Source organism: Arthrobacter sp. R4-81, assembly GCF_054792365.1.
In genome coordinates this window covers 2,499,236-2,524,633 of record NZ_CP096445.1, presented here as the reverse complement: position 1 = coordinate 2,524,633, position 25,398 = coordinate 2,499,236, and the positions used below count along the sequence as shown (strand labels likewise).

20 protein-coding genes and 1 pseudogene are annotated in these 25,398 nt (G+C 61.9%); 17 read left to right on the top strand and 4 right to left on the bottom strand.

Translation table 11 applies throughout. The features are described from left to right. Positions 1 to 116: 116 nt before the first annotated feature. The 6 genes from M1E05_RS11835 (at position 117) to M1E05_RS11810 (ending at position 7,907) form a co-directional block, all read left to right on the top strand. Entirely contained in the window at positions 117 to 1,667 is a 1,551-nt protein-coding gene (locus M1E05_RS11835) for an ABC transporter substrate-binding protein (protein ID WP_461163039.1), read from the top strand. An 11-nt stretch (positions 1,668 to 1,678) separates the two neighbouring features. Continuing rightward, the gene (locus tag M1E05_RS11830) at positions 1,679 to 2,704 is read left to right on the top strand and encodes an ABC transporter permease (RefSeq protein WP_458114150.1); all 1,026 of its coding nucleotides are present in this window, start codon (positions 1,679 to 1,681) and stop codon (positions 2,702 to 2,704) included. Continuing rightward, a complete protein-coding gene (locus M1E05_RS11825) occupies positions 2,701 to 3,558 on the top strand; it encodes an ABC transporter permease (RefSeq protein WP_461163038.1) in 858 nt (285 codons plus the stop codon). The genes M1E05_RS11830 and M1E05_RS11825 overlap by 4 nt, the downstream gene beginning before the upstream one ends. Continuing rightward, positions 3,555 to 5,033, top strand: coding sequence for an ABC transporter ATP-binding protein (locus M1E05_RS11820; RefSeq protein WP_461163037.1), 1,479 nt, complete (start codon positions 3,555 to 3,557; stop codon positions 5,031 to 5,033). Before M1E05_RS11825 ends, M1E05_RS11820 begins: the two co-directional genes overlap by 4 nt. A 167-nt stretch (positions 5,034 to 5,200) precedes the next feature. Next, entirely contained in the window at positions 5,201 to 7,153 is a 1,953-nt protein-coding gene (locus tag M1E05_RS11815; protein WP_461163036.1) for an FAD-binding monooxygenase, read from the top strand. Between the two features lie 139 nt (positions 7,154 to 7,292). After that, on the top strand, positions 7,293 to 7,907 hold the full coding sequence (locus M1E05_RS11810; protein ID WP_461163035.1) for a dihydrofolate reductase family protein: 615 nt from the start codon (positions 7,293 to 7,295) through the stop codon (positions 7,905 to 7,907). A 26-nt stretch (positions 7,908 to 7,933) separates the two neighbouring features. On the opposite strand, the gene M1E05_RS11805 is transcribed toward M1E05_RS11810, so the two are convergent. Continuing rightward, positions 7,934 to 8,440, bottom strand: coding sequence for a hypothetical protein (locus M1E05_RS11805; RefSeq protein WP_461163034.1), 507 nt, complete (start codon positions 8,438 to 8,440; stop codon positions 7,934 to 7,936). A 355-nt stretch (positions 8,441 to 8,795) separates the two neighbouring features. On the opposite strand from M1E05_RS11805, the gene M1E05_RS11800 reads away from it, so the two are divergent. The 7 genes and pseudogenes from M1E05_RS11800 to rhaI all read left to right on the top strand — a co-directional run bounded on the left by M1E05_RS11800 (position 8,796) and on the right by rhaI (position 17,165). Further along, positions 8,796 to 10,304, top strand: a complete 1,509-nt coding sequence (locus M1E05_RS11800; protein WP_461163033.1) for an MFS transporter — start codon at positions 8,796 to 8,798, stop codon at positions 10,302 to 10,304. Between the two features lie 66 nt (positions 10,305 to 10,370). Continuing rightward, a pseudogene (locus M1E05_RS11795) lies at positions 10,371 to 10,705 on the top strand (hypothetical protein). Between the two features lie 411 nt (positions 10,706 to 11,116). Then, entirely contained in the window at positions 11,117 to 12,688 is a 1,572-nt protein-coding gene (locus M1E05_RS11790; RefSeq protein WP_461163032.1) for a sugar ABC transporter ATP-binding protein, read from the top strand. Further along, the gene (locus tag M1E05_RS11785) at positions 12,685 to 13,707 is read left to right on the top strand and encodes an ABC transporter permease (RefSeq protein ID WP_461163031.1); all 1,023 of its coding nucleotides are present in this window, start codon (positions 12,685 to 12,687) and stop codon (positions 13,705 to 13,707) included. Before M1E05_RS11790 ends, M1E05_RS11785 begins: the two co-directional genes overlap by 4 nt. Then, positions 13,697 to 14,713 carry an ABC transporter permease gene (locus M1E05_RS11780; RefSeq protein ID WP_461163030.1) on the top strand — a complete coding sequence of 339 codons (1,017 nt, stop codon included), beginning with the start codon at positions 13,697 to 13,699 and terminating at the stop codon, positions 14,711 to 14,713. The genes M1E05_RS11785 and M1E05_RS11780 overlap by 11 nt, the downstream gene beginning before the upstream one ends. Positions 14,714 to 14,762: 49 nt before the next feature. Then, entirely contained in the window at positions 14,763 to 15,857 is a 1,095-nt protein-coding gene (gene rhaS, locus M1E05_RS11775; protein WP_461163029.1) for a rhamnose ABC transporter substrate-binding protein, read from the top strand. Between the two features lie 141 nt (positions 15,858 to 15,998). Beyond that, the gene (gene rhaI / locus M1E05_RS11770; RefSeq protein ID WP_461163028.1) at positions 15,999 to 17,165 is read left to right on the top strand and encodes an L-rhamnose isomerase; all 1,167 of its coding nucleotides are present in this window, start codon (positions 15,999 to 16,001) and stop codon (positions 17,163 to 17,165) included. Positions 17,166 to 17,274: 109 nt separating this feature from the next. Here the strand turns inward: rhaI and M1E05_RS11765 are convergent, their stop codons facing one another. The 3 genes from M1E05_RS11765 to M1E05_RS11755 form a co-directional block, all read right to left on the bottom strand. Beyond that, complete coding sequence (locus M1E05_RS11765; RefSeq protein WP_461163027.1) at positions 17,275 to 17,982, bottom strand: SDR family oxidoreductase; 708 nt, start codon at positions 17,980 to 17,982, stop codon at positions 17,275 to 17,277. Positions 17,983 to 18,155: 173 nt separating this feature from the next. Further along, positions 18,156 to 18,578, bottom strand: coding sequence for an alternative ribosome rescue aminoacyl-tRNA hydrolase ArfB (gene arfB / locus M1E05_RS11760; RefSeq protein ID WP_461163026.1), 423 nt, complete (start codon positions 18,576 to 18,578; stop codon positions 18,156 to 18,158). A 54-nt stretch (positions 18,579 to 18,632) separates the two neighbouring features. After that, complete coding sequence (locus M1E05_RS11755) at positions 18,633 to 19,745, bottom strand: LacI family DNA-binding transcriptional regulator (protein WP_461163025.1); 1,113 nt, start codon at positions 19,743 to 19,745, stop codon at positions 18,633 to 18,635. A 111-nt stretch (positions 19,746 to 19,856) separates the two neighbouring features. On the opposite strand from M1E05_RS11755, the gene M1E05_RS11750 reads away from it, so the two are divergent. The 4 genes from M1E05_RS11750 (at position 19,857) to M1E05_RS11735 (ending at position 25,329) form a co-directional block, all read left to right on the top strand. Continuing rightward, positions 19,857 to 21,959, top strand: a complete 2,103-nt coding sequence (locus M1E05_RS11750; RefSeq protein ID WP_461163024.1) for a beta-galactosidase — start codon at positions 19,857 to 19,859, stop codon at positions 21,957 to 21,959. 68 nt (positions 21,960 to 22,027) lie between these two features. Then, entirely contained in the window at positions 22,028 to 23,377 is a 1,350-nt protein-coding gene (locus M1E05_RS11745) for an ABC transporter substrate-binding protein (RefSeq protein WP_458114134.1), read from the top strand. A gap of 75 nt (positions 23,378 to 23,452) precedes the next feature. Then, entirely contained in the window at positions 23,453 to 24,409 is a 957-nt protein-coding gene (locus tag M1E05_RS11740; protein WP_458114133.1) for a carbohydrate ABC transporter permease, read from the top strand. Beyond that, positions 24,406 to 25,329: a carbohydrate ABC transporter permease gene (locus M1E05_RS11735; protein ID WP_461163023.1), complete on the top strand. Its 924-nt coding sequence runs from the start codon at positions 24,406 to 24,408 to the stop codon at positions 25,327 to 25,329. Before M1E05_RS11740 ends, M1E05_RS11735 begins: the two co-directional genes overlap by 4 nt. Positions 25,330 to 25,398: the final 69 nt, after the last annotated feature.

Genomic DNA, 25,398 nt, shown 5'->3' with positions numbered 1-25,398 from the left:
CGGACTCCTACACCTAGTCCGCAACACAACTTCCTCTGAATTGCTAATGATAATGGTTTGCATCTAGTGTGATGGGTCGAACCGTACGGATTTGCAACACAGAAGGAACTGGAAAAATGGGTTGGCAGAAGTTGAGGGTGGCGGGCGCATCCGCCGTTGCGTTATTGATGATGGCGGGGTGCGCGCCTGCAGGGAATGAGAGTCCTGCAGCCGACCAGCCACTGAGGGTGGTGGGCCAGTTCGAGCTGCACAGCCTGGATCCGTCTACCGCGGGTGGCTTCTTCACCCGACTGCAGGTGGTCGAAACCCTGGTGGACGCAGACGTTAAGGGCGTCCTCCAGCCGGGTCTCGCGGAAAAGTGGGATGTTTCCGCTGACGGGCTGTCATGGGGATTCACGCTGCGGCCGGGCGCCCTCTTCCACGACGGTACGGCGGTCACGGCCGAAGCGGCAGCCGCCTCGCTCAACATCGCACAGGGCAAGGCCGGCACTCCGCTGGCGACAGTTCCCGTCAAGGGGATCTCTGCCGCAGGTGATTCTGTCCGCGTTGATCTCACCAAACCTTATGCGCCGCTGCCCGCGGTCATGGCACACACAAGCACCCAGATCCTCGCGCCAAGCTCCTACGGCGCGGACCGGTCGGTAACGAAGGTGGTGGGCTCCGGCCCCTACAAGGTGAAACACATTGAGCAGCCGGCCCACATTGACGTGACTGCCTTCGAGCAGTGGCAAGGCAAGAAGCCTGCGATCTCCGAGGTTACCTACCAGGCCGTCGGGAGATCTGAGAGCCGGGCGCTGATGGCCGAAAGTGCCCAGTCCGACGTCACCTTCGGAATGGACCCCACCAGCCTCCAACGGATCAAACAGGCAGGCAAGCTGGACATTGCCGCTGTGACCCTGCCCCGCTCGATCCTGCTCAAGGTCAACGCCGGACACGAGATGCTGGGCGACGTCAAAGTTCGGCAGGCCCTGAGCCTGGCGCTGGACCGGGAAGCGATGGCCACAGCACTGCTGCGGGACCGCGAGATGGCAGCCACCCAGCTCTTCCCGCCCTCGCTGCCGGAGTGGCACCAGGAGTCGGCCGCACCATTCACCCATGATCCCTCCGAAGCCCGGAAACTGCTGGTTGAAGCCGGATGGACCCCGGGGAACGACGGCATTCTGGAACGCAACGGCAAGAAGTTCTCCGTCGCCCTGCGCACGTTCCCGGACCGCCCCGAACTGCCCATACTGGCCACAGCCATCCAAGCCAAGCTGAAGGAAGTGGGGATTGCCCTCGACGTGAAAGTGGGCAACTCCAGCGAGATTCCGGCCGGACACAAGGATGGCTCGCTGGAACTGGCACTTTTCTCGCGAAACTACGCACTCGTTCCGGATGCTTTGGTAACCCTGGCCGAAGATTTTGCGCCTGCAGGTTCGGACTTCGGCGCCATGGGCTGGAACGATCCAGCCCTCACCTCAGCCTTGGACGCCCTGGCCAGCGGCAAGGATACGGACAAATCGGTGGAGAACCGCCAAAAAGTAACCGAGATCCTGCAGACCCAGCTGCCCGTCATCCCCGTGGCATGGTATCGCCAGAGCGCCGTGGTCAGCCCCCGGGTTGCAGGCCTTGTCCTGGATCCGCTCGAGCGCTCTTGGCGCCTGAGCGACCTGACCTGGGCGAAGTAGGAAGGGCAAGCATGACTTCCTTGGCTACCAAAGCGCCTACCAAACCCGGCAGCTCCGCCGGTCCCTCTCTCCGTCCGGCACTGGGCACTACAGCACGGGTTCTAGGGCGCCGGGCACTCCAGGCGGCGGGAGTAGTTGTACTCGTCTCCACGGCGTGCTTCGCTATGGTGCAAAGCCTCCCCGGGGACATCGCATTCCGGATTGCCGCCGGCAGGTACGGTTATGACCAGGTGACTGCCGCGTCAGCGGACAGTGTCCGCGCTGAGCTGGGCCTTGACCAGCCTGCGTGGCTTCAGTTCCTGGACTGGCTGGGCGGCTTAGTGTCCCTGAACCTTGGCAATTCCCTGGTCACCGGAGCAAGTGTGGCGGGAGAGCTTGGACTCAATCTCGGCAGCAGCCTGCAGCTCGCTGCAGTTGCACTGATCCTTGCCTTGATTGTTGGGACGACGGCGGGAGCCCTGGCAGCTGCCCGGCCGGGCGGCATCCTTGACCGACTCACCACAGTTTGGGTGTCTGCCACGCGCGCGCTCCCACCCTTCCTGCTTGGACTGGTCCTGATACTGCTGTTTGCGGTCCATCTTGGCGTGCTGCCCGCAGCGGGCCATGGAGAAGCGAACAACATCGTGCTTCCTGCGGTAACACTCGCCGTCGGCCTCTCCGGGCTCTTCGCAAGGGTGACCCGCGACACGATGGCAAACATCCGGCAATCGGACTACGTCCGTTTCGCCGCTACCAAGGGTCTCGGCAGCTGGCTTGTGTTCCTGCGGCATATCGTCCGGAACACCGGCGTCACTTTGATTGCCTACGTGGGCGTCCAGATCCTGGTTCTCATCGAAGGGGTTGTGGTGGTGGAAAGCCTCTTCGCGTGGCCCGGACTAGGGCATGCACTCGTCCACGCCATCTTCTGGCGGGATATCCCCATGATCCAGGCCGCAGCATTGGCACTCGCGCTCCTTGTGGTCGCCATGAACACTCTCGTTGACCTCGCAACAGCGGCTGTGGATCCGCGGCCCCGCCACAAGGAGGCAGTACTGTGACGAACGCCGTCGCCATGCAAGAACTTCTTCCCGCCCCGGCCCGGGATTCCAAACTGCCGAAGTGGCTGGCTGGCCGTACGGTAACGCAGCTCGTTTCGGCCGGACTGCTGGCCGTCCTGGTCATTTTCGCCGTGGCCGGGCCGCTGATCTGGCCGGATCACGCTGTTCAGGACCTTTCCCGGTTCCTTGAGGCACCGGGCGCCAGCGAACCGCTTGGGCGTGACCACCTGGGCCGCAGTGTTATTGCGCGGCTGGCCCACGCCACGCAGCTATCTCTCGTGATGGCGGTGTTGTGCGTCATTGCTGCCCTGCTCTTCGGATCCCTCGCGGGCATAGCTGGTGCCTGGCGCGGCGGCTGGGTCGATTCGCTGCTGCACGGCCTGTCCGAAGTCTTCATCGCACTCCCGGCCCTGCTGGTGGTTCTCGTCGTCTCGGCCATCGCCAATGGTGACCTCTGGACTCTGTGCCTGGGGCTTGCGCTGGCCCAATGGGTGGAGTATTTCCGCATGGTCCGCGCCCGGAGTGGCCTGGTGCTTGCGGGTCCGGCTGTGGAAGCCGCCGGCCTGCTCCAGCTCGGCCCGGTCCATGTCATCCGCCGGCACCTTCTACCGGAGTTGCGGCCACTGCTGACCACCATGGCAACCTTCGGCGTAGGATCCGCCATCCTCGCACTCTCCACTCTGGGCTTCGTGGGGATCGGTGTCCGCCCGCCGACGCCCGAGCTGGGATTGATGATCACCGAGGCGTTCCCGTTCTACCACGAAGCACCCTGGATGGCGTTGGCGCCCGTCCTGGTTCTCACGACCATCCTGATCGGGCTCTTGGGCCTGCGAAGCAAGGAGTCCCCAGCATGAGCCTGTGCCTCAACGACCTTATAGTCAGCCACGCCGGCAAAGTACTCGTCGAGACCACCCAACTGGACTTCCAGCCAGGCAAGCCCGTAACGATTGTCGGGGAGAGCGGGTCCGGGAAATCCCTGCTTGCCCACGCAATAATGGGCACCCTCCCGCACAACCTCAAAGCAGAGGGAAGCCTGGCTGTGGACGGCAAGGTGTACGCCGTAAGCGACCAGGCGAACAGGCGCAGGCTCTGGGGACGCACCATGTCCCTTCTTCCCCAGGAGCCTGTGCTTGCCCTCGACCCCACAATGCGGGCCAGGGACCAGGTGGCTGAGGGCGCTCCCACCTTCAGGACGAACAAACAAGGTTCCCGGCGCGCAGCCGACGCCCTGCTGACCTCCCTGGGACTGAAACACGCTTCGACAGCGTTCCCGCATACCCTCTCCGGCGGAATGGCTCAGAGAGTCGCCTTCGCCGCCGCAACCATCGGCGGAGCTCCCGTTCTCATCGCCGACGAGCCATCCAAGGGCCTGGATCAGCGCGCCCGAGCTGAACTGGCGGAGCTGTTAAGAAGCCATATCAACAGTGGCGGCATCCTGCTCACCATCACCCATGACCTTGATCTGGCCCGCGAGCTCGGCGGGGAGGTCCTGGTCATGAAGGATGCCCATATTGTGGAGAAGGGGGCGGCGGGTGAAGTCCTCGCCAATCCGGCGCACCCCTACACCCGCCGTCTTCTGGCCGCCGAACCCTCACGTTGGCGGCATCAGTGGATGAGGAACACGGACGGGACCGAACGCGCCGACGGTGCGGTTGGAGGGCCCATCGAAAGTTCGGGTGCCGTGCTGGTGTCCGGTGCTGGCCTCGGAAAATCATTCGGCGGTCAAGAGCTCTTCACTGATCTGTCCCTGGAAGTCAGAGCGGGGGAGCGCGTCGCATTAAGCGGCCCCAGCGGCAGTGGAAAGACAACCCTTGGCAATGTACTGCTCCGGCTCCTCCCGCCCGACGCCGGAACTGTTCAGCACTCAGATCTCCTCCAGCGGGGCCGGCTCCAAAAGCTTTACCAGGACCCGGCCTTGGCCTTTCCCGCACGTGTATCGCTGGCGGACTCGCTGGGTGACGTGGTGCGTCGCCACGGACTGGACCGCGCACGCCTTGAGGAACTGATGGGCTCACTGCGGCTTGCCCCCGAGCTGCTTCACCGCAGACCAGGGCAGATATCGGGCGGGGAATTGCAGAGGATCGCCATCATCAGGTCCATGCTGCTTGAGCCCGTCCTCATGTTCGCTGATGAGCCCACCTCCCGCCTGGACCTCATCACCCAGGAAGAAACGATGATGTGCCTGATGGAACAGGTGGACAAGCTGGATTGTGCACTGGTGCTGGTAACGCACGACGACGCCCTTGCCGCCGCCGTCACCACCCGCACCATCGCGTTCGGGGCGCAATCGCCGGTGACAGTGCCTGAATTGGAGTTGTCAGCACACTAAGAACGCACGGTGGGGACAAGGGATGCAGGAATCTGCATCCCTTGTTGTTCTCGTCACATGTGCCGTACAGTATTGGATCAGAGCCGTTTCAACTATAGAAACATGAATTCTATTATAGAACAGGCTCCGTTGATTCAAACAGCCACACAGTGAAGTGAGGAAAGCCAGTGCAGTTCCACCACCACGGTTATGTATCCGGAGACCCGCGCGTCCAGCCGGCTGCCGGCGTCGGCATAAACCGGCCGGCAGATCTTCCGGACGAGATCGACGTGCTGATCGTCGGCACGGGACCTGCCGGCATGCTCACAGCTGGCCAGCTGTCGCAGTTTCCCGGTGTGACGACGCGAATCATCGAGCGTCGTCCCGGGAGGCTCGCAATTGGGCAGGCCGATGGCATCCAGGCCCGGAGCGTGGAGACCTTTCAGGCCTTTGGCTTTGCTGAGCGGATCATCGCCGAGGCATATCGCATCACTGAAATGGCCTTCTGGAAGCCCGACCCCGCTGACCCGGCCCGGATCGTCCGGACAGCCCGTGCTGTCGACGACGCGGCCGGCGTCAGCGAGTTCCCGCACCTGATCGTCAACCAGGCCCGTGTGCTGGATTACTTCGCCGAGTTCATGGCGAACTCACCGGCCCGCATGTCTCCGGACTTCGGCTTCGAGTTCCTCAGCCTCGAGGTCACCAATGATGGGGAGTACCCGGTCGCGGTGACACTTCTCCAAACGGCAGGACCCAATGAGGGGCAGGAGCGCATCGTCCGGGCGAAGTACGTCGTCGGCGCCGACGGTGCCCGCAGCAAGGTGCGGGCATCGATCGGCTGTACCCTCACGGGGGACCAGGCCAATCATGCCTGGGGTGTTATGGATGCCCTCGCCGTCACGGACTTCCCTGATATCCGGACTAAGTGCGCCATCCAGTCAGGCGCAGGCGGCAGCATCCTGCTGATTCCCCGGGAAGGCGGGCACCTTTTCCGTATGTACGTTGACCTCGGTGAGGTGGACCCGAAGAACAAGGGCGCAGTGCGCGGCACCACCATCGAGCAGATCATCGGCAAGGCCAATGACATCCTCTACCCCTACACGCTCGATGTGCGCAACGTCGCCTGGCACAGCGTTTACGAGGTGGGCCACCGCCTGACTGACAGGTTCGACGACGTTCTCCCGGACGAACGCGGCACCCGCACGCCACGCGTATTCATCACCGGCGACGCCTGCCACACTCACAGCGCGAAGGCCGGCCAGGGCATGAACGTCTCCATGCAGGACGGCTTCAACCTCGCCTGGAAGCTCGGCCACGTGCTTGAAGGCCGGAGTCCGGAGAGCCTGCTGTCCACGTACTCGGCCGAGCGGCAGGTGGTGGCGAAGAACCTCATCGACTTCGACAAAGAGTGGTCCACCATGATGGCCAAAAAGCCCGAGGAGTTTGAACACCCCTCGGACCTCGAGGACTTCTATGTCCGCACCGCCGAGTTCCCCGCCGGCTTTATGACCGAGTACGCACCGTCCGTACTTGTCGGTGGCTCTGAACACCAGGACCTGGCCACCGGCTTCACGGTCGGGAAGCGCTTCAAGTCAGCTCCCGTGGTGAGGGTTGGGGACACAAACCCCATGCACCTCGGCCACCACGCAACGGCGGACGGCCGCTGGCGCATCTATGTCTTCGCCGATCCTGCCACCCCGTCCGGTAAGCAGGAAAGCGACCAGCAAGGAACCGCTTCGCCTACTGAACAGTTCGCCGAGTGGATAGCGAACTCGCCGGAATCGCCGCTCGCAGCCACCCCGGAGGGCGCGGATCCTGACGCATGGTTCGATGTGAAGGTGATCTACCAGCAGGAGCATGCCGGCATCGATATCGGCGCAGTTCCCGCTGTTTTCAAACCCCAGGTCGGACCGTTCAAACTCACCGATTACGAGAAGGTCTACGCGACGGATCCCACGGCAGACATCTTCGAACTGCGCGGCCTTGACCGGGGCGGCGTTGTCGTGGTGGTGCGCCCGGACCAGTACGTGGCGAACGTCCTGCCACTCACGGCAACGGCGGAGCTGGGTGCGTTCTTCACGCCTCTCCTGCAGAACAGGCAACCAGCGACAGTCCGTCCGGCGGAGCACCCCGCACCGTAACCAGGCTGCGCCCGTCCAGCTCTCGACCTGTGGTGCGTTGCTCGCTAGTCTGGCACCCAGCGGCGTCGATTCCCGGCCATCACGATCGACGCGCAGGCAGAGGCGGCACCCGGTCGCCGTTCATGCGAAGGAGCACACCATGGGAATCCTCTCCGTTGACCTGTTCATCACCCTCGACGGCGTGTACCAGGCGCCGGGCGGCCCGGACGAGGATCGCGAGGGCGGCTTCGAGTTCGGCGGCTGGCAGGGCGCGTATTTTGACGACGAGACCGGGCAGGCGATTGGCGCCGGAATTGACCGCATGGACGCGCTCCTGCTCGGGCGCAAGACCTACGACATCTTCGCCGGATTCTGGCCGACCAGGGGCGGCGATGACCCGATTGCGGTGACGTTCAACGCCCTGCCGAAGTTCGTTGTGTCGCGCTCCCTGAAGGATCCGGAATGGGAGGGAACGACGCCATTGTCGGACGTCGCGGAGGTGGCGGGGGTGAAGGACCGGTTCGACGACATCCACGTCATCGGCAGCGGGCATCTCGCACGATCGTTGCTCGAGGCCGACCTCGTCGACCGGTTGAACCTCTTCCTTTACCCGCTCACCTTCGGATCAGGCAAGCGGCTCTTCGCCGATGGCACCGGGGTGCCGGCTGCGTTCCGGTTCGCTCAGCCGCCCCAGGCGTTCCCCAAGGGCGCGGTCTCTCTGGTCTACGAGCGGGCGGGGGCACCAATCACCGGCGTCGATATCAGCCAGGGGTAGCGGCAACGCGGGTGGCCGGATACGCCCTACGCCGACGGTGCCAGTTCGACGCACTCAACAGCATAAGGTTTGATCGCCGATCGCTGGAGTGGGCGACGCAGGTGCATCTGGTACGGCCCGTCCGCTACGGTGGCACGCGGATCCAACTGCACAACCAGGAGTGGTTCAGTGCGGGTGGCATCCAGCCGCACCACCATGCCGTCACGCCGCCCGTCCACAGACAGCGGGGTCGCGGGCTCCACCGCGGTCTCGTTGAGACGTTCCTGATGTTCCTGCCCCGCTGCTAGGAAGAGGATTCCATGGGCAACCCCGATGACCCTCAACGGGATCAATGCGTCAGACGGCGGAAGTTCCGGGGAGAGTTGGGGTTGCACCTGCTGGTCCAGCGCAGATGACGCCTTCTTCAGGACCACATCGCATTCCATGCACCCGTTTCGTTCTCCGACATCAGCCAAGAGGGTCACGTGCAGGCCCCTGGGTGCCTGGTCCCATGCATGGGCCACAACCCGGCACCACGCCCCGTGGTACTCCATTCCGTACTTTATTACGTAAACCTGATCCTCGCCGAGGATTGGCATCCCGTCCTGTCGAGCGGCGGGCTCCACAGACTTTAATTCGCCAAGGCCTCTGGCACCTGCAAGGTTTTTTTGGCTGGCCTTGAGGTACTTGCGGACCAACGGATTGCGTGGCCGTTCTGGTCGTGGCACGGCTTGTGGGCCTTTCTTTGCGGCGGTGCGTCACAATCGCACCTTGTTACTGAGCCCCTATATAGCTTGCTGGGTCGCTGACGAAATAGGAAACGGTGTCCACATTGCACCTCTATTCCAGAAAATTTTCGTCAGGTCCGGACCCTGTCCGCGGTGCGAGGTTCTCACTACACTGGGACGCATGACTGAGCAGGAACCGGTCCGCCGCAGGGCCGCTGAAGCTCCAGAAAGCGATGGGATCCGTCTTGAGGAGACGGCCTTAAGCTCCACGCAGGTCGAGGACGGTGACGCTCCGCACTTAACTGATCCGGACGCCGTCGACACATCCTTGCGAAGTCCGGCCCAGCGTTTCCGCACATTCGCCGGGATCCTGGTCAACACGGCTCTGGCCAACATCACCACCAGCTACCTGTGGTTCGCACTGACATTCTGGGTGTATCTGGAAACGCGCAACGTGATCGCCACCGGGGTAGTCGGCGGTGCGTACATGCTGTTGATCGCCCTTTCCAGCATCAGCTTCGGCACTTTCGTGGACCGCTACCGCAAACTTGCTGTGATGCGCTTTGCAGCGGGCTTCACGCTGGTGATGTTTGTGTTGTCCGGAGTCATGTTCCTGCTGACGCCCACCCCGCAGTTGCTGGACCTTACACAGCCGTGGTTCTGGCTGTTCACCCTGATCATCCTCGTTGGCGCAGTTGTGGAGAACATGCGCAACGTGGCTCTTTCCACCATTGTCACAATCCTCATCGAGCCGGACCGGCGGGCCAACGCCAACGGAATGGTGGGCATGGTGCAGGGACTGGCGTTTATCGTCACCTCGGTGCTCTCCGGATTGTCCATCGGGCTCCTGGGCATGGGCTGGACTGTCGTCGTCGCCGTGGTGCTGACCGTGCTGGCCTTCGCGCACCTGCTCACTCTCCGCATGCCGGAGGAAGTTCGGGTGGCCTCCACGGACGCGCACGGTGCGTTCGACCTGCGCGGTTCCATTGCCGCCGTGCTGGCCATCACCGGACTCTTCGCCCTCATCCTGTTCTCCACGTTCAACAACTTCATCGGCGGCGTGTACATGGCACTGATGGATCCCTATGGCCTGGAGATGTTCCCGGTTGAAATCTGGGGAGCCGTCTTCGCGCTGGGATCCACGGGCTTCATCATAGGAGGAGCGCTGGTGGGCAAGTTCGGACTTGGGGCCAACCCGCTGCGAACCATGCTTTGCGCGGTGGTGGTCATGGGGGTCCTCGGTGCTGTCTTCACAGTGCGGGAGTGGGCCTGGCTGTACATCGCAGGAATCTGGCTATACCTGGTTCTCATCCCTGTCGTGGAGGCTGCGGAGCAGACGGTCATCCAACAGGTGGTGCCGCTGCAGCGTCAGGGCCGGGTGTTCGGATTCGCCATGGCATTCGAATCCGCTGCAGCACCCATCACCGCGTTCCTTATTGCGCCGATCGCCCAGTTCTGGATCATCCCGTATGCCCGGTCCGAGGAGGGCGCTGCGCAGTTGGCCCCACTGCTGGGCGAGGGCGTCTCCCGCGGCATCGCCCTGGTGTTCCTGATCGCGGGGATCATCATGGTGGTAGCCGCCTTGCTGGCCTTCCTGACCCCGGTGTACCGCCGGGTTTCGGCGTCGTACATGAAGGCGGCCGTAGAGGCGAAGGAAACCGCGAACGCGGACTCTCCGTCCTCCGGGTAAGCAATCTGACGCTTACGGCATGACACACGCGTAAGGGCGCGCGTCCACCAGATCAAGGAGATGGCTATGAGCGAGACAACGGCAGGCACATCATCAGCGGAGCCCATGGTCGATCTGGTCATCTCCCTGGATGGGTATGCATCGGCGGAGGGATGGCCCGGTTGGTGGGGCCTGGAGGGGCCCGAATACCTGGCATGGCTCGAGCAGGACCCTGCAGGCGCCACCGACCTGGCCGAACTCCGCCTGTGATCACGGGACGCAGCGGGCGGGATCCGATCTATGACGGCTATCCCGACGTTGCGCTTGAAATGGTGGACAGCAGGACTTTCGACGGCCGGCTCCAACTGCGTGAGTACATCCCCACAGTCCTCGCCGGTCCGCCGGGCGGCCCATCGGTGTGAGTCAGTCGGCAAGAGCACTGCCTTCGACCTTTTTGGGGGATTGGTTCGCCATGCCGGCGCACTTCGTCGCTTCTCTAAGAGTTGTGTGAATCGATCCAGGACCAGCGGTGCCATCGAATGATGTCCGCAACCTTTCGCCTGCATCAGGGGAACTGTCCCAAAGGATTCAGGGCCTTGCCAAAAGTACTATAAAGCCCTTGGAATGCGCTTTACTTCGAATGGATCCCTCCATAAAACGCTTTCTTAATGAATCGAATCAATAGAAGTTTCAATCTGGCAGCACAGCTCACATTTTGGAGACAAGGCCTTCCTTGGCGCGAAATTCCAGGGCTTGTTGACACGCTCCCAAAGCATGCCCTAGGTTGTGATCACGTTCACAATGAATCGATTCATTACAAAGGAGTAACCGGCATGGACGACACGTACACGCATGGCGTCGACCTGCGCAGCAGTCCGGCTGCCGCCGATGATCCTGTCCCGATTCTGGAGCTTCGCGGTATCCATAAGGCTTTCGGAGCAGTCAAGGCCCTCCGGGGCGCCAACCTCAGCCTCCTCCGGGGGCAGGTTACCGCCCTCGTGGGCGAAAACGGGGCCGGGAAGTCAACCCTGGTCAAGACTCTGGCCGGCCTTCATCAGCAGGACCAGGGCCGCGTCCTCCTGGATGGCGAGGAGGTTTCCTTTCGGGATCCGCTTCAGGCCCGCGAAGCAGGAATCGCCGTCATCTACCAGGAACCAACAATGTTTCCGGACCTCACTGTGGCCGAGAATATTTTCATGGGCCGCCAGCCCCTCGGGCGTTTCCGGCGGATCGACAGAAAGCAGATGCGGCGCATGGCCGTGGAGCTTTTCACCCAGCTTGGGGTGCGGATTGATCCTGACCGCATTGCACAGGGTCTTTCCATTGCCGATCAGCAGGTGGTCGAAATTGCCAAAGCGATCTCCCTGGATGCGCGTGTCCTGATCATGGATGAGCCGACGGCGGCATTGAGCGGCGTAGAAGTCGAGCGGCTCTTTGCAGTGACCCGGACGTTGCAGGACAGGGGAGCGGCAGTGCTGTTCATTTCGCACCGCTTCGAGGAGGTCTTCGCTCTCGCCGACTGGATAACGGTCATGCGCGACGGGGCGCACGTCGTCACAGCACCCGCCGCTGAGCTCACCGTTGACCAGGTCATCCGCCAAATGGTTGGACGCGACGTCGCGTCCCTGTTTCCCAAGCAGGACGCCGAGATAGGCGACGTTGCCCTGGAAGTCAGGAAGCTAAGCCGAAAAGGCGTTTTTCACGACATATCTTTCACCGTCAATGCCGGCGAGATCGTGGGACTGAGCGGCCTGGTGGGAGCAGGGCGTTCAGAAGTTGCGCGGGCTATTTTCGGCGTGGACAAATACGATGCCGGCGAAGTCCTGATACGCGACAAGCCGCTGAAGCCACTCTCTCCGAGTGCAGCCATGGCAGCAGGTATAGGTCTGGTGCCCGAAGACAGGCGCAAACAGGGCCTCGTTATGGAACTGCCTGTGAGCCGCAACCTGACGCTCACCCTGAGGCATAAGCTGAGTCGCTTTGGGGTGCTGACCAACCGCTCCGAGGCCGCAACCACCAGGGATTGGGCAAAAAAGCTTCAGATCAAGGCAGGCTCGCCGAATTCACCTATTTCGACGCTCTCCGGAGGAAACCAGCAAAAAGTCGTTCTCGGCAAATGGCTGGCCACCGGGCCGAAGATCCTCATTATCGATGAACCCACCAGGGGAATTGATGTAGGCACAAAATCCGAGGTGCACCGGCTTATTTCCGAATTGGCGGGAAACGGTCTGGCTGTCCTGATGATCTCCTCAGAACTTCCGGAAATCCTCGGGATGTCTGACCGGGTCCTGGTCATGCACGAAGGCCGCATCACCGCGGAATTGAGCCGCGGCGAGGCCACCGAGGAGACCGTTATGACTGCAGCCACCGGCGTCGATTCCCCAAACAAGGAGCCACAAGCGTGACCACACTAGCCCTTCAACGCCAGCCCTCGCTGGCTTGGCTGGGGACCCTGACCCGCTCCCGGGAATTCGGCGTCTTCCTCGCCCTTGCAATTCTCATCGGAGCAACAGTGGCGGCAAACCCGCGATTTCTCAGCGCCCAGAGCACCAAGGACCTGCTCCTGAATTCCTCCATCCTGGTGATTCTCGCTGTTGGTCAAGCAGTGGTCATCATCACCAAGAACGTCGACTTGTCGGTGGGGGCAGTGCTTGGCCTTACGGCCTTCGCGACGGGAAAGATTTTCATCGCACTGCCCGAGCTTCCCGTCCTGGCGATGTTGGTGATCGGCATTGGACTGGGAATGCTGCTGGGGGCGCTGAACGGGGCGCTGATTGCCATTGCCAAGGTTCCATCCCTGGTTGTCACTCTTGGCACTCTGTACATCTTCCGCGGTGTTGATTTCGCCTGGGCGCAGGGCCAGCAGATCAGCCCGTCCAACCTTCCCCAGGCCTTCCTGGATCTCGGGAGCGGATCACTTTTCGGGCTCCCCTATCTCGCGCTCATTGCGTTGGCCGTCGTTCTTTTCTTGGGGCTTTACCTGAAGAACATGCGGTCCGGCCGCGAATTCTATGCAGTCGGGTCAGATGATCTCGCTGCGCGGCTTTACGGCATCGGGGTGGGCAGGAGGGTTTTCATTGCCTTTGCGGTCTCCGGCGCTCTGGCCGGACTGGCGGGTGTCATTTACGCCGCAAAGTACGGAAACCTGGACGCCACGGCTGGTCAAGGCCTGGAACTTAACGTTGTGGCAGCGGCCGTCGTAGGCGGAGTAGCGATCGCAGGCGGCGTTGGAACGGTGTACGGGGCGGCAATAGGTGCCGTTCTTCTGACCACCATCACCTCTGCCCTGCCGGTCCTGGGAGTATCCCCGTTCTGGCAGCGGGCGATGATCGGTGCCCTGATTCTGGCATCGATTGCACTTGACCGTTACCTGGCCCTGCGCACTGAGCGACGGCTGAGAGGACACGACACCCATGTTGGCTGAAACCGCACCACAACCTACGGCAACCCGGCCCGCCGCTTCCCGCTGGGGCTTCCTCCAGGGCTGGGACACGGCCATCATCGCCGCGGTCCTCCTCAGCATCCTTGTCGCTTCAGTGACGGTGGACGGCTTTGCCTCACCCCGCAATGCAGGATTTCTTCTGATAGACATGATCCCCATCCTGTTGCTGGCACTCCCGATGACGCTGATCATCCTCACGGGGGAGATTGACCTTTCGGTTGCCAGCATCGCGGGTTTCATCAGCTGCGTGTTTGGCGCTCTCTGGAGCGGCGGGCTCCCGCTGGAAACCATCATCCCCCTGTGCCTCGTGCTCGGCGCCGTCTCCGGAGCCGTGAACGGATTCCTTGTCTCGGTTCTGGGGTTGCCGTCACTCGCGGTGACTATCGGCACCTTGGCTCTCTACCGGGGACTGGCCTTTGTGGTCCTGGGCGACCAGGCAGTGACGAGCTTTCCCCGCGTCATCACCGCCGGCCTGCAAGCCAAGATTGGAACAACGGGCATTCCGGTCTGGATCATCCCCGTACTGCTCCTGGCTGTTGTCTTCGGAGTGATCCTGCACTTCACCGCCTTCGGCCGGTCACTGTTCGCCATCGGATACAGCGAAGACGCGTCGCGCTTTTCCGGGATCACCGTGGCACGGACAAAGTTCTGGCTCTTCGTGGTCTCCGGCGCCATCGCAGCCCTGGTCGGCATCTGGTGGACCCTGCGCTACGGAAGCGCACGAGGGGACAACGCCACCGGCCTGGAGCTGTCAGTCATCGCGGCCGTACTTCTGGGAGGCGTGTCCATCTTCGGCGGGAAGGGCAACCTGCCCGGGGTTATCGCGGGTGTGGCATTGCTGGCCATCCTCCGCAACGCCCTCCAGCTGGCAAGCGTCCCGGAGGACACGCTCTCAATGTTGACCGGAGGACTGCTGATCGCTGCGGTGGTCGCTCCAAATGCAATCACCTGGGCCCGTTCGGCCCGAAAGAGGCCTCTCACCACTTAGTCCTTACCACCCACTTGCAACAAAGATGTTCAACCCGAAAGGCACCACCATGAAATTCAGTAAAAGAGGAACCAGCCGCGTCGCACCGGCCTATCTCGCCGTCGTCACCGGCCTTACCCTGGCCCTGACAGCCTGCGGGGGGACCACAGTCAACTCAGGATCCACCGCAGATGCCGGAGGCGGCACGTCAACGGCCAGCGCTGATCCGAACGCTCCGCTGAAGGAGGGGCTCAAAGTGGCGTTCCTGCCCAAGCAGCTGAACAACTCCTACTTCACCGTCACCGACCGCGGCGGCAAGACGGCGGTAGAGGAGTTCAAGGGTGACTTCTCCGAGGTCGGTCCGTCCGAAGGCAGCGCTTCGAGCCAGGTGAGCTACATCAACACCCTCACCCAGCAGGGCACCGAAGTGATCGTCACCTCAGCCAACGACCCGAAGGCCATTTGTTCGGCACTCGATGAAGCCCGTAACGCCGGCGCGAAGGTTGTAACCTTCGACTCAGACACAGATCCCGAATGCCGCGACGTATACGTAAACCAGGCAACGTCCGAAGGTATTGCGTCAACCCAGATCAAGCTCATTTCCGAGGCCATCGGAGCCGAAGGCGGCGAGATCGCCATCCTCTCCGCCACAGCCAACGCCACGAACCAGAACGCCTGGATCGAACTTATGAAGAAAGAGCTCCAGAAGCCTGAATACTCCAAACTGAAGCTGGTCTCAACTGTCTACGGGGACGACAACGCCCAGAAGTCCCAGCAGGAAGTCCAGGCGCTGCTGCAACAGCACCCGAACCTCAAGGGAATCATCTCGCCCACCACGGTTGGCATCGCGGCAGCCGCACAATACCTGTCCGGCTCGGAGTACAAGGGCAAAGTCCAGCTCACCGGTCTTGGATTCCCCAGCCACCTCAAGGAATTCGTCAAGGACGGCACCATGAAGTCCTTCGCCCTCTGGGACGTTGAAAAGCTCGGCTACCTCGCTGCCTACACAGGCGCCGCTCTCGCATCCGGCCAGATTACAGGCGCAGAGGGAGAGAAGTTCAAGGCCGGCACCATGGGCGAATTCACCATCGGAGCCAACAAGACCGTCCTGCTCGGAGATCCCACGGTGTTCACCGCAGACAACGTGGACAAGTTCAACTTCTAAGACAACAGCCGGCCGCTTCGAGCTGCCGGTGGCTGCAAACCCGGATCGGGGCCCCTGCCCGCAGTGGCCCCGATCTGAGCCCCCAGCCCTGTCCATCCTTCATCCAGACGTACCGCGCACGCAGAACGGATAGATCCACTCATGAACAACACGACGACGGCGCTGGGCAGGCTCGAGGAGCTTGCTATCGAGGTTCCCTCTTGGGCGTATGGGAATTCGGGGACCCGTTTCCGGGTGTTTGGGACGCCGGGGACTCCGAGGACGATTCAGGAGAAGATCGCTGATGCGGCCATGGTCCATGAGGTGACGGGTCTGGCGCCGACGGTGGCGTTGCATATTCCGTGGGACAGGGTTGATGATTACGCGGCGTTGAAGGAGTATGCGGCCGGCCTGGGGATGGGCCTGGGGACGATTAATTCGAACACGTTCCAGGATGATGAGTACAGGTATGGTTCGCTGACGTCCTCGGATGAGGCGGTGCGGCGGCGGGCCATTGAGCATCATTTTGACTGCATCGACATCATGCACGCTACGGGTTCGCGGGACCTGAAGATCTGGCTCGCTGACGGGACCAACTATCCGGGCCAGGATGATCTGCGGGGCCGGCAGGACCGGTTGGCGGAGTCCCTGCAGGAAATCTACGCGCGGCTGGGTGAAAACCACAGGCTGGTACTGGAATACAAGTTCTTTGAACCGGCGTTTTATCACACCGATGTCCCGGACTGGGGGACTTCCTACGCGCAGGTGCTGGCGTTGGGGGAGAAAGCGTTGGTGTGCCTGGATACCGGGCATCACGCGCCGGGAACCAACATCGAGTTCATTGTGATGCAGCTGCTGCGGCTGGGGAAGCTGGGGTCCTTTGACTTCAATTCCCGTTTCTATGCCGATGATGACCTGATCGTGGGCGCGGCTGATCCGTTCCAGCTGTTCCGGATCATGGTCGAGGTCATCCGCGGCGGAGGATACGGCAAGGACTCCGGTGTGGCTCTGATGCTGGACCAGTGCCACAACCTCGAGGAGAAGATCCCCGGGCAGATCCGCTCGGTGCTGAACGTGCAGGAAATGACTGCCCGGGCGCTGCTGGTGGACCGTGAAGCCCTCGCCGAGGCGCAGCGGGCCGGGGACGTCCTGGCCGCGAACGGCATCTTCAACGATGCGTTTTACACCGACGTCCGGCCTCTATTGGCCCAGTGGCGTGAATCCCGCGGGCTGCCCGCGGACCCGCTGGCCGCGTTCAAGGCCAGCGGCTACCAGAAGAAAATCAACGAGGACCGCGTCGGCGGCCACCAAGCCGGATGGGGCGCCTGAAAACCATACAAACCGATAGCGACGCCGGCCAACCTTGTCGGCTTGGTCCACGCGGGAGTGGTAGGGCCGTGGTCAGGACTTGAGTCATGACCACGGCCCTTCCCTATTCCTAAGCTTGGGCCAGTTGCGGGTACAGAGCCTCGATGGGGGCGCTGAGCCCGGCCTTGAGCTGCACGGATGTCTCGTCCGCGAGAACCTCGTACTCGCCTGCTTCGACTGCATCCAGTACGGTGCTCACCAGATCAGCCGGATCGGTCTTGGGATCGGTGCTGTGCGTTGCCATGGCGGTGTCCACCCAGCCGACGTGGACGCCCACGACGTGCACTCCTTCGGGGGCGAGTTCCAGGCGCAGTGAGTTGGTGGCCGACCAGAGGGCTGCCTTGGTGGCGCTGTAAATGCCACCGACGGCGTACCAACTCATTGCCGAGTGGATGTCGATTATGACGGCTTCGTCCCTCGCTGAAAGGATCGGTGCGAAGGCCCGCGCGAGGAACAGCGGGCCGAGGAAGTTTGTCTCCACGTTGTTCCGGATTTCCTCATCGGTGTGAGTAAGGATGCCGAAGCTGACCACGGACGCACCGGCGTTGTTGATCAACACTGTGATGTCCCCCGCTGCCTCGACAGCTGCCTGGATGGAAGCGGGATCTGTGACGTCCAGGGTGAGCGGGACAATGCGCTTGTCGTCCCAGGTTCGGGGGGTACGGGCGGTGGCGTAGACCTTGCTTGCGCCGCGGGCGAGGGCATCATGGACGAAATGGGTTCCGATGCCGCCGTTTGCTCCGGTGACCAGGACGACTGCTCCATTAAGTGAAGGCATATCACGAACTTTCTGGTTATGAGTTGTCTCCGCAACTACAGCTGCGGAGATAGGTCTGCCACCGTTGGCCGGTTTTCCCCGGGCGGAACAAGGCGGTCCGCTCCCACGACGATGACTATACTCATAAGCGAGTGCAATCAGTTTAAATTCCCGACGGGTTGTACTGATCGGTTCTACTCCGCCGACGGTCGCTTCCGCTGCTGTTTGGTCGCGGCCCGCTGTTCTTTTGCGGCCAGGCGACGGCGGTTCGATGCCCGCGTGGGTTTGGTTGCCCGGCGCGGAGCGGCCTCGGGAGCAAGAGCCTCCGCCACGAGGTCGGAAAGCTTGGCCAGTGCGATCTCGCGATTGCGCAATTGGGAGCGCCGCTCGGAAGCTGTCACCGTGACCACGCCGTCGACGAGGCGTCGCTCGAGCCGCGTGAGCAGCATCAGCCTTTGAGAATCTGAAAGAGCTGCAGAGTTTACAACGTCCCACGAAAGCTCAACGCGGCTGTCAGAAGTGTTCACGTGTTGGCCGCCGGGCCCGGACGAACGGGAGAACCGCCAGTTCAGTTCCGAGGTGGGAACCGTGAGCGCGGGCAACACCTCAAGATCCATGCATCCAGCGTCGCACAACATTGGCGGCAATGGACGCACCCGCATGGGGGCGCGCTAGCCGAGCGTTCCGGCAGCAGGGCCAGTGGACCGCCGCGAAATGAGCTCTGAAGCCAGGACCTCACCCGGCAGATGGGGGATGCCGTTGATCTGCCCAAGCAGCTCGTGGACTGCGGCGCGCCCTTGCGCGGCGAAGTCGACACGGACAGTGGTGAGGGGCGGCATGAAAAAGGCGGCTTCCGGGATGTCATCGACGCCCGTCACGCTTATGTCGTCAGGAACCCTGAAGCCGCTTTCGGAGAGTGCGAGTATGGCACCAAGCGCCATCTGGTCATTTGCCGCCACAATGGCTGTGGCCTGGAGATCCCGGGACACCAGCGAGATAGCCTCGTACCCGGACCTGGCGGACCAGTCACCGAAGACGATTCCTTCGGATTGGAGGCCTTGTTCTGCTATGACCGACTCGAAGGCCCGCGCGCGGTTTCGGGCCGCCGGAAACGTGGTAGGCCCTGCGATGTGAAGGAACCTGCGGTGACCGAGGGATGCCAGGTGCTCAATGAGAGCTGGAAAGCCAACGGTGGTCAATTGTGAGGGCCGGCCACTCAGGGCGTCATCCTCTTCGGCCCCGATGTACGAGGGAACGCGGAATTCGGTCCTCTCGAAAGCCTCCCTCATCTGGTCGGTCGAGGCCAGGCCAAGGACACCGGCAAGATCGTGCTGCATCACGAGGGCCAGTGCTTCCTCGATCGAAGCGCGGTCACTTACATCCAGAGTGACGATGTCGAGCAAGTATCCGGCCTCCTTGGCCGCGGCACTTGCGCCTTGCAGGACCTTACTCGGACCGAAATGCGCTATTTCATGGGTGAGGGCGCCTATCCGATGCGATTCACCGGTGGTCAGTGAGCGGGCCGACAGGTTGGGCCGGTAGTTGAGCTTCTCGAGTGCATCGACAACCCGCTGTTTTGTTTGAGGCCGGATACCCTCAAAGCCGCGCAGGAAGCGGCTGACCGTCTGATGGGAGACTCCTGCTGCCGCGGCGACGTCGTAAATGGTGGCCTGTCTCGTCGCCGGCGACGCCTGCACAGTGGCCTGCCCTGCTTCCACCACCTTCGCGGCCCCCTCGTCGTTCATACGGTCCCCAATCAGCGTTCCTGTGGCGGCTCCTGCCACTCTAATGGAGTTTACCGGAAACATTTCTCTCCGAAGGTCTATGTTTCCGGTAACATTTAGCGCTAACATGCAATGAACCTTCCCGCACCAAACCCAACGGAGTGTTTCTGAATGCAACCGTCAGTCCCCGCCCCTATGCCCAGCGGCATCCTCTTTGGAGCGGCCTACTATGCCGAATACCACATGGCAGACCGGCTCAAAATAGATCTTGACCTGATGAAGGAAGCCGGATTCAACGTCATCCGTGTGGGCGAGTCAGTCTGGTCGTCCTGGGAACCCCAGGACGGAGAGTTCGACGTCGAATGGCTGACACCTGTTTTGGACGGCGCCCATGAGCGGGGCATCAAAGTCATCCTGGGCACCCCGACTTATGCAGTTCCCCCGTGGCTGCAGGCGGCTTACCCGGAAATCGCGGCCGAACGCAGCACGGGTATCAAAATACCCTGGGGCGCACGGCAGGAGATCGATTACTCCCACCCCGCGTTCCTGTTCCATGCAGAACGCGTCATCCGCAAAGTCCTTGAGCACCACGCCACGCATCCTGCAGTCATCGGCTTCCAAGTGGATAACGAGCCCGGGCTGGAACTCATCCACAACCACGGTGCCTTCACACGCTTCGTGCGGCGGCTCAAAAAGCAGTACGGCGACGTCGAGACCCTGAACCGCGAATGGGGCCTCACCTACTGGTCCCACCGGATAACAGACTGGTCCGAACTCTGGCGCCCGGACGGCAACACTTTCCCCCAGTACGATCTCGCCTGGCGCCGTTACCAGGCCGATCTCACCACCGAATTCATTGACTGGCAAGCGGACCTCGTGGCGGAGTATCGGCGAAGCGACCAGTTCATCACCACGTGTTTGCAGTACCCTCGCCGCGGCCTGGACGACGAACAGCTTTTCGCCAGGCTCGACATCGCAGCAGGCAACCCCTACTACGGCATGCAGGACCACCTTGACGGGCTCCAGGAGCTTGACCAGCCCAACTACTGGACCACCACGGGAGTGGCAGGCCTCTTCCGGCAGGCTGACCGGCTCTACGGGTCCAAGCAGGGAAGGTACCTCGTCACGGAGACCAACGCCCAGACCATCGGCGCCGCCGAAACGAACCTGCCACCTTACCCGGGTCAACTGAAGCAGTCCGCTTACGCTTTCATCTCCCGCGGTGCCGCCATGATCGAGTACTGGCACTGGCACACCCTGCCGTATGGAGCCGAAACGTACTGGGGAGGGGTTCTGCCCCACAGCCTGGTGCCGGGACGGGTCTATACGGAACTCGCTGAACTGGGATCCGAACTCGGGAAGATCGGAACGCTGCTGGACGGGTATGAGCCGGACGCCGACGTCGCCATTCTGTGGTCGAACCCCAGCCGGTTTGCCATGCAGTTCATGCCTCCCTTTGCTGCTGACGGTCAGCCTGACGGGGAATCCTACGAGCACATCATTGACGCGTTCCACCGTGGGATTATCGACTCCGGCCGGCAGTCGCGGGTGCTGCATCTCCCGCAGGCGGCGGCCCTCGGGGCAGCGCAGCTGGTCAAGCAGTTCCCGGTACTGGTGGCGGCGGGCGTCTATATCGCCTCGGACGATGAACTTGAGCTGCTTCGGGAGTATGCCGAGCTGGGCGGCCACCTCATCCTCGGCGTGCGCACCGGGTATGGGGACGAAGAGGCGCGTGCCCGGGTCGCCGTCGCACCTGACCGCCTTCATGAGGCTGCCGGCGTGCGATACGAGGAATTCTCCAACCTGGAACGGGATGTGACAGTAAACGGTGCCGGCGCTGAACTGGAGATTGACGGTGCGTCGTACGCCCGGCTGTGGGTGGACGGGCTCATCCTGCAGGGCGCCCAGTCGCTGGCCTCTTATGAGCATCCCCGCTTCGGTGACTTCCCAGCGGTAACAACGCAGATCCATGGTTCCGGCCGCGTGACTGTTGTCGGGTGCGTGCCGTCTCCTGCCCTCGCCAAATCCATTGTCCGCTGGGCCGTCCCGGACGCGTCCTCGTCCCTAGCGGGGGAGGTGGAGCGTCCGCTCACAGTTTCCTCGGGCTCGCTGCCCGACGGCCGCCGGGTGTGGTTCGTCTTCAACTGGGGGTGGGAAAGCCGGAATGTGACGCTCGCCCAGAGGGTCAGCGACATCGCCGTCGATGCCGTTCATGAGGCGGGAACAGAGCTTTCGCTCGCTGCATGGTCAACACGTACTTTCATCAGCCAGTGAGCTGGTCCGGGTCAGCCGGATGCCGCTCCGAAACATCAGCAAGACCAAAAATCACAGAAAGAGTAACGATGAAAAAGGCACCAAAAACAGCAATGACGCTGGTGAGCAGCGCCGCAATGGCCGCACTGCTCCTTACCGGCTGCAGCAGCTCACCCGCTGGAACCCCCACCACGGAGACCGTCTCGCAGGACGAGATCGACAAGGCGCTCACCACCCCCACCAAACTGACGTTCTGGACCTGGGTACCGGACATTGAAAAAGAGGTGGCACTCTTCGAAAAGAAGTATCCCGCCATTGACGTCACGGTTGAGAACGTGGGGCAAGGACTCGAGCACTACCAAAAGGTCCGGACGGCGCTGCAGTCCAAGGAAGGCGCTCCGGACGTTGTACAGCTTGAATATCAGTACATTCCGTCCTTCACCCTGACGGATTCGCTGCTGGATCTAGCTCCCTACGGGGCAAAGGACATCTCGGGCGACTACGTGGACTGGGTCTGGAACCAGGTCTCCACCGACGACGCCGTCTGGGCTATCCCGCAGGACATCGGACCCATGGGCAACCTGTACCGAAGCGATATTCTCAACCAGGCAGGCGTCACCGAGGCCCCAAAGACCTATGAGGAGTACGCGGCAGCGGCCCAAAAAGTAAAAGACTCAACGGGGTCGTACATCTCCAACCTTGCCACCAACGACCCCGCGCAGGTTGTCGGACTGTTGTGGCAGGCCGGGGTTAAGCCTTTCGGCTACGACGGCGACAAGACGGTCAGCATCAACGTCAACAGCGCTGAATCGAAAAAGGTTCTCAGCTACTGGCAGGACCTGGTTCAAAAGGATCTCGTTTCCACTGACGCTGACTTCAACGACCAGTTCTACCAGGGCCTCGCCGGCGGCAAGTACGCTGGATGGCTCACCGCTGCCTGGGGCCCGATCTTCCTGCAGGGCACGGCCGCTGATACCTCAGGAAAGTGGAGCGCTGCCCCGCTGCCGCAGTGGGATACGTCCAAGGAGGTGTCAGGGAACTGGGGCGGCTCCTCCGACGCGGTGCTGTCAACCACTAAGAACCCGATCGCTGCGCAGGAACTGGCAAAATTCATCAACCATGATGAAGAGTCAACCACCATGTTCGCGAACGAGCAGTTCCTCTTCCCCGCGTCCAAGAAGGTTCTCGAAAGCCCCGAATTCAGCGGGAAAGCCGTGGAGTTCTTCGGCGGTCAGAAGGTGAACGAGCTCTTCGCCGACATCTCCGGAACCGTCGACACCGAGTTCGCGTGGCTTCCGTTCACCGAGTACGCCTACTCCCAGTTCAACGAGATTGTCGGCACAGCCATAGGTGAGAAGAAGGACCTCAGCGCAGCCCTTGACCAGTGGCAGGACGTACTCGTCAAGTACGCGAAGGCCCAGGGGTTCACCGTCAAATAAGACGGCCCGGAGGCGTCGCTGCCAGCAGTGGCGGCGCCTCCCACCCTTCCCATCTCTCTAAGTAAAGGATCAGCCGTGGCCATAAGGTCCATTCCCGCGGGGAAGACGGCGGGCGCACGCAGCGCCAGACGTTCATCCGTCAGCAAGCGCAGGCAAACGACCGCCGCCTACCTCTTTGTGCTGCCGTTCTTCGTGGTCTTCGCTACGATGCTTGTCATCCCGCTCGGATATGCGGGCTACCTCAGTGTGTTCAAGAACCAGCTCGTCGGCGGACTCTCATTCATCGGCCTGGACAACTACATCCAGGCTTTCTCAGACCCGGACTTCCTGGGCGGGATTGGCCGGATGCTGATTTTCCTGCTCGTTCAGGTGCCTATCATGCTCGGCGTGGCACTGTTCCTGGCCCTCGGACTCGACAGCGGACGGGCACATGGTGCCAAGGCGCTGCGCCTCCTGTATTTCATGCCCTACGCCGTCCCCGGTGTAGTGGCGACGCTGATGTGGGGATACCTCTACGGCCCAGATTTCGGCCCCATCTCGCAGCTGTTCCGCGCAGTCGGCCTGGAATCCCCGAATCTGCTCAACTCCCAGAACATCCTCGGATCGATGATGAATATCGTCACGTGGGAGTTCGTGGGCTACAACATGATCATCCTGTACGCGGCCCTCCGGTCAATTCCTGCTGAACTGTACGAGGCTGCGGCCATCGACGGCGCCAGCCAGTACAGAATTGCGTGGAGCATCAAGATCCCCGCGATCCGCCCGGCGATCATGCTGACCGTCATTTTCTCGATCATCGGAACTTTCCAGCTGTTCAACGAGCCGAGTCTGCTCGACGCCATCGCCCCCAGCGCCATCACCAACGGGTTCACCCCGAACTTTTACGCGTACAACCTCGCGTTCGTCAACCAGGACGTCAACTACGCCGCAGCGGTGGCATTCCTCCTCGGGGCGATCATCGCCGTCGTCTCCTACGTCGTCCAACTGGGCACGCAGCGCAGTGAACGCAAGCAGCGAAAGGCCGCACGATGACCAACACCCAACTCGCTCCCGCCACAGGAAAAACCCCGGCTCCCGCTCCATCTCGTGGTGGGAAAGTACGTCGCGGGCAAGAACGCAGCATGCCGCTGACCATCATGTTGTGGCTGTGCGCGCTCTACTTCCTTCTCCCGTTGTTCTGGCTGCTGATTGCCAGCACCAAGGACAACTCGGATCTCTTCAGCACCTTCGGGCTTTGGTTCGGGCAGAGGTTCTCCTTGTGGGACAACCTGGTGTCTGTGTTCACGGTCCGCGATGGCCTCTACCTCCGGTGGACGTTGAACACCGTTCTCTACGCCGGCGTGAGCGCGGTCGGAGCCTCCTTGATCGCCACCATGGCCGGCTACGGATTCGCGAAGTACTCCTTTCCCGGATCACGGGCCCTGTTCAGCATTACCCTCGGGGCCATCATGATTCCGCTCACCGCTTTGGCATTGCCCACTTATTTGCTGTTCAACGCGGCCAGCCTCACCAACACCCCCTGGGCCATCATCCTTCCCTCACTTGTCAGCCCGTTCGGGGTTTTCCTGATGCGTGTGTATGCCGCCGACGCGGTCCCGGACTCAATGATCGAAGCCGCCCGTGTGGACGGAGCAGGGGAATTCAGGATCTTCTGGCAGGTCTCCTTCCGTCTCCTCGGCCCAGGAGTTGTCACTGTCTTCCTCTTTGCGTTGGTAGCCACCTGGAACAACTACTTCCTGCCGCTGATCATGCTGAACACGTCATCGCTCTATCCGCTGACAGTCGGACTGGCACAACAACAGTCCGCAAGCGCCGCTGGTGGAGGCGCCCAGGCGCTGTTCTCCACTGTCATCACGGGCTCACTCATCAGTGTGGTGCCACTGATCATCGCTTTCCTGTTCCTCCAGCGCTACTGGGAAACCGGTTTGGCGACCGGGGGAGTCAAGGAATAAAAGGATTCTGCGGCCTGCCGCAGAGTCACCAGACCAGATCCCCAAAGGAGGGGCTATGAAGGAAAGAAG

What these genes read in the sequence shown, in the direction of transcription:
- rhaI (WP_461163028.1), top strand. Translation starts at nt 15,999, where the DNA reads ATGAACAACACGACGACGGCGCTGGGCAGGCTCGAGGAGCTTGCTATC.
- M1E05_RS11735 (WP_461163023.1), top strand. Translation starts at nt 24,406, where the DNA reads ATGACCAACACCCAACTCGCTCCCGCCACAGGAAAAACCCCGGCTCCC.
- M1E05_RS11790 (WP_461163032.1), top strand. Translation starts at nt 11,117, where the DNA reads ATGGACGACACGTACACGCATGGCGTCGACCTGCGCAGCAGTCCGGCT.
- M1E05_RS11765 (WP_461163027.1), bottom strand. Translation starts at nt 17,982, where the DNA reads ATGCCTTCACTTAATGGAGCAGTCGTCCTGGTCACCGGAGCAAACGGC.
- M1E05_RS11830 (WP_458114150.1), top strand. Translation starts at nt 1,679, where the DNA reads ATGACTTCCTTGGCTACCAAAGCGCCTACCAAACCCGGCAGCTCCGCC.
- M1E05_RS11805 (WP_461163034.1), bottom strand. Translation starts at nt 8,440, where the DNA reads ATGGAGTACCACGGGGCGTGGTGCCGGGTTGTGGCCCATGCATGGGAC.
- arfB (WP_461163026.1), bottom strand. Translation starts at nt 18,578, where the DNA reads ATGGATCTTGAGGTGTTGCCCGCGCTCACGGTTCCCACCTCGGAACTG.
- M1E05_RS11810 (WP_461163035.1), top strand. Translation starts at nt 7,293, where the DNA reads ATGGGAATCCTCTCCGTTGACCTGTTCATCACCCTCGACGGCGTGTAC.
- M1E05_RS11835 (WP_461163039.1), top strand. Translation starts at nt 117, where the DNA reads ATGGGTTGGCAGAAGTTGAGGGTGGCGGGCGCATCCGCCGTTGCGTTA.
- M1E05_RS11800 (WP_461163033.1), top strand. Translation starts at nt 8,796, where the DNA reads ATGACTGAGCAGGAACCGGTCCGCCGCAGGGCCGCTGAAGCTCCAGAA.
- M1E05_RS11745 (WP_458114134.1), top strand. Translation starts at nt 22,028, where the DNA reads ATGAAAAAGGCACCAAAAACAGCAATGACGCTGGTGAGCAGCGCCGCA.
- M1E05_RS11780 (WP_461163030.1), top strand. Translation starts at nt 13,697, where the DNA reads ATGTTGGCTGAAACCGCACCACAACCTACGGCAACCCGGCCCGCCGCT.
- rhaS (WP_461163029.1), top strand. Translation starts at nt 14,763, where the DNA reads ATGAAATTCAGTAAAAGAGGAACCAGCCGCGTCGCACCGGCCTATCTC.
- M1E05_RS11820 (WP_461163037.1), top strand. Translation starts at nt 3,555, where the DNA reads ATGAGCCTGTGCCTCAACGACCTTATAGTCAGCCACGCCGGCAAAGTA.
- M1E05_RS11750 (WP_461163024.1), top strand. Translation starts at nt 19,857, where the DNA reads ATGCAACCGTCAGTCCCCGCCCCTATGCCCAGCGGCATCCTCTTTGGA.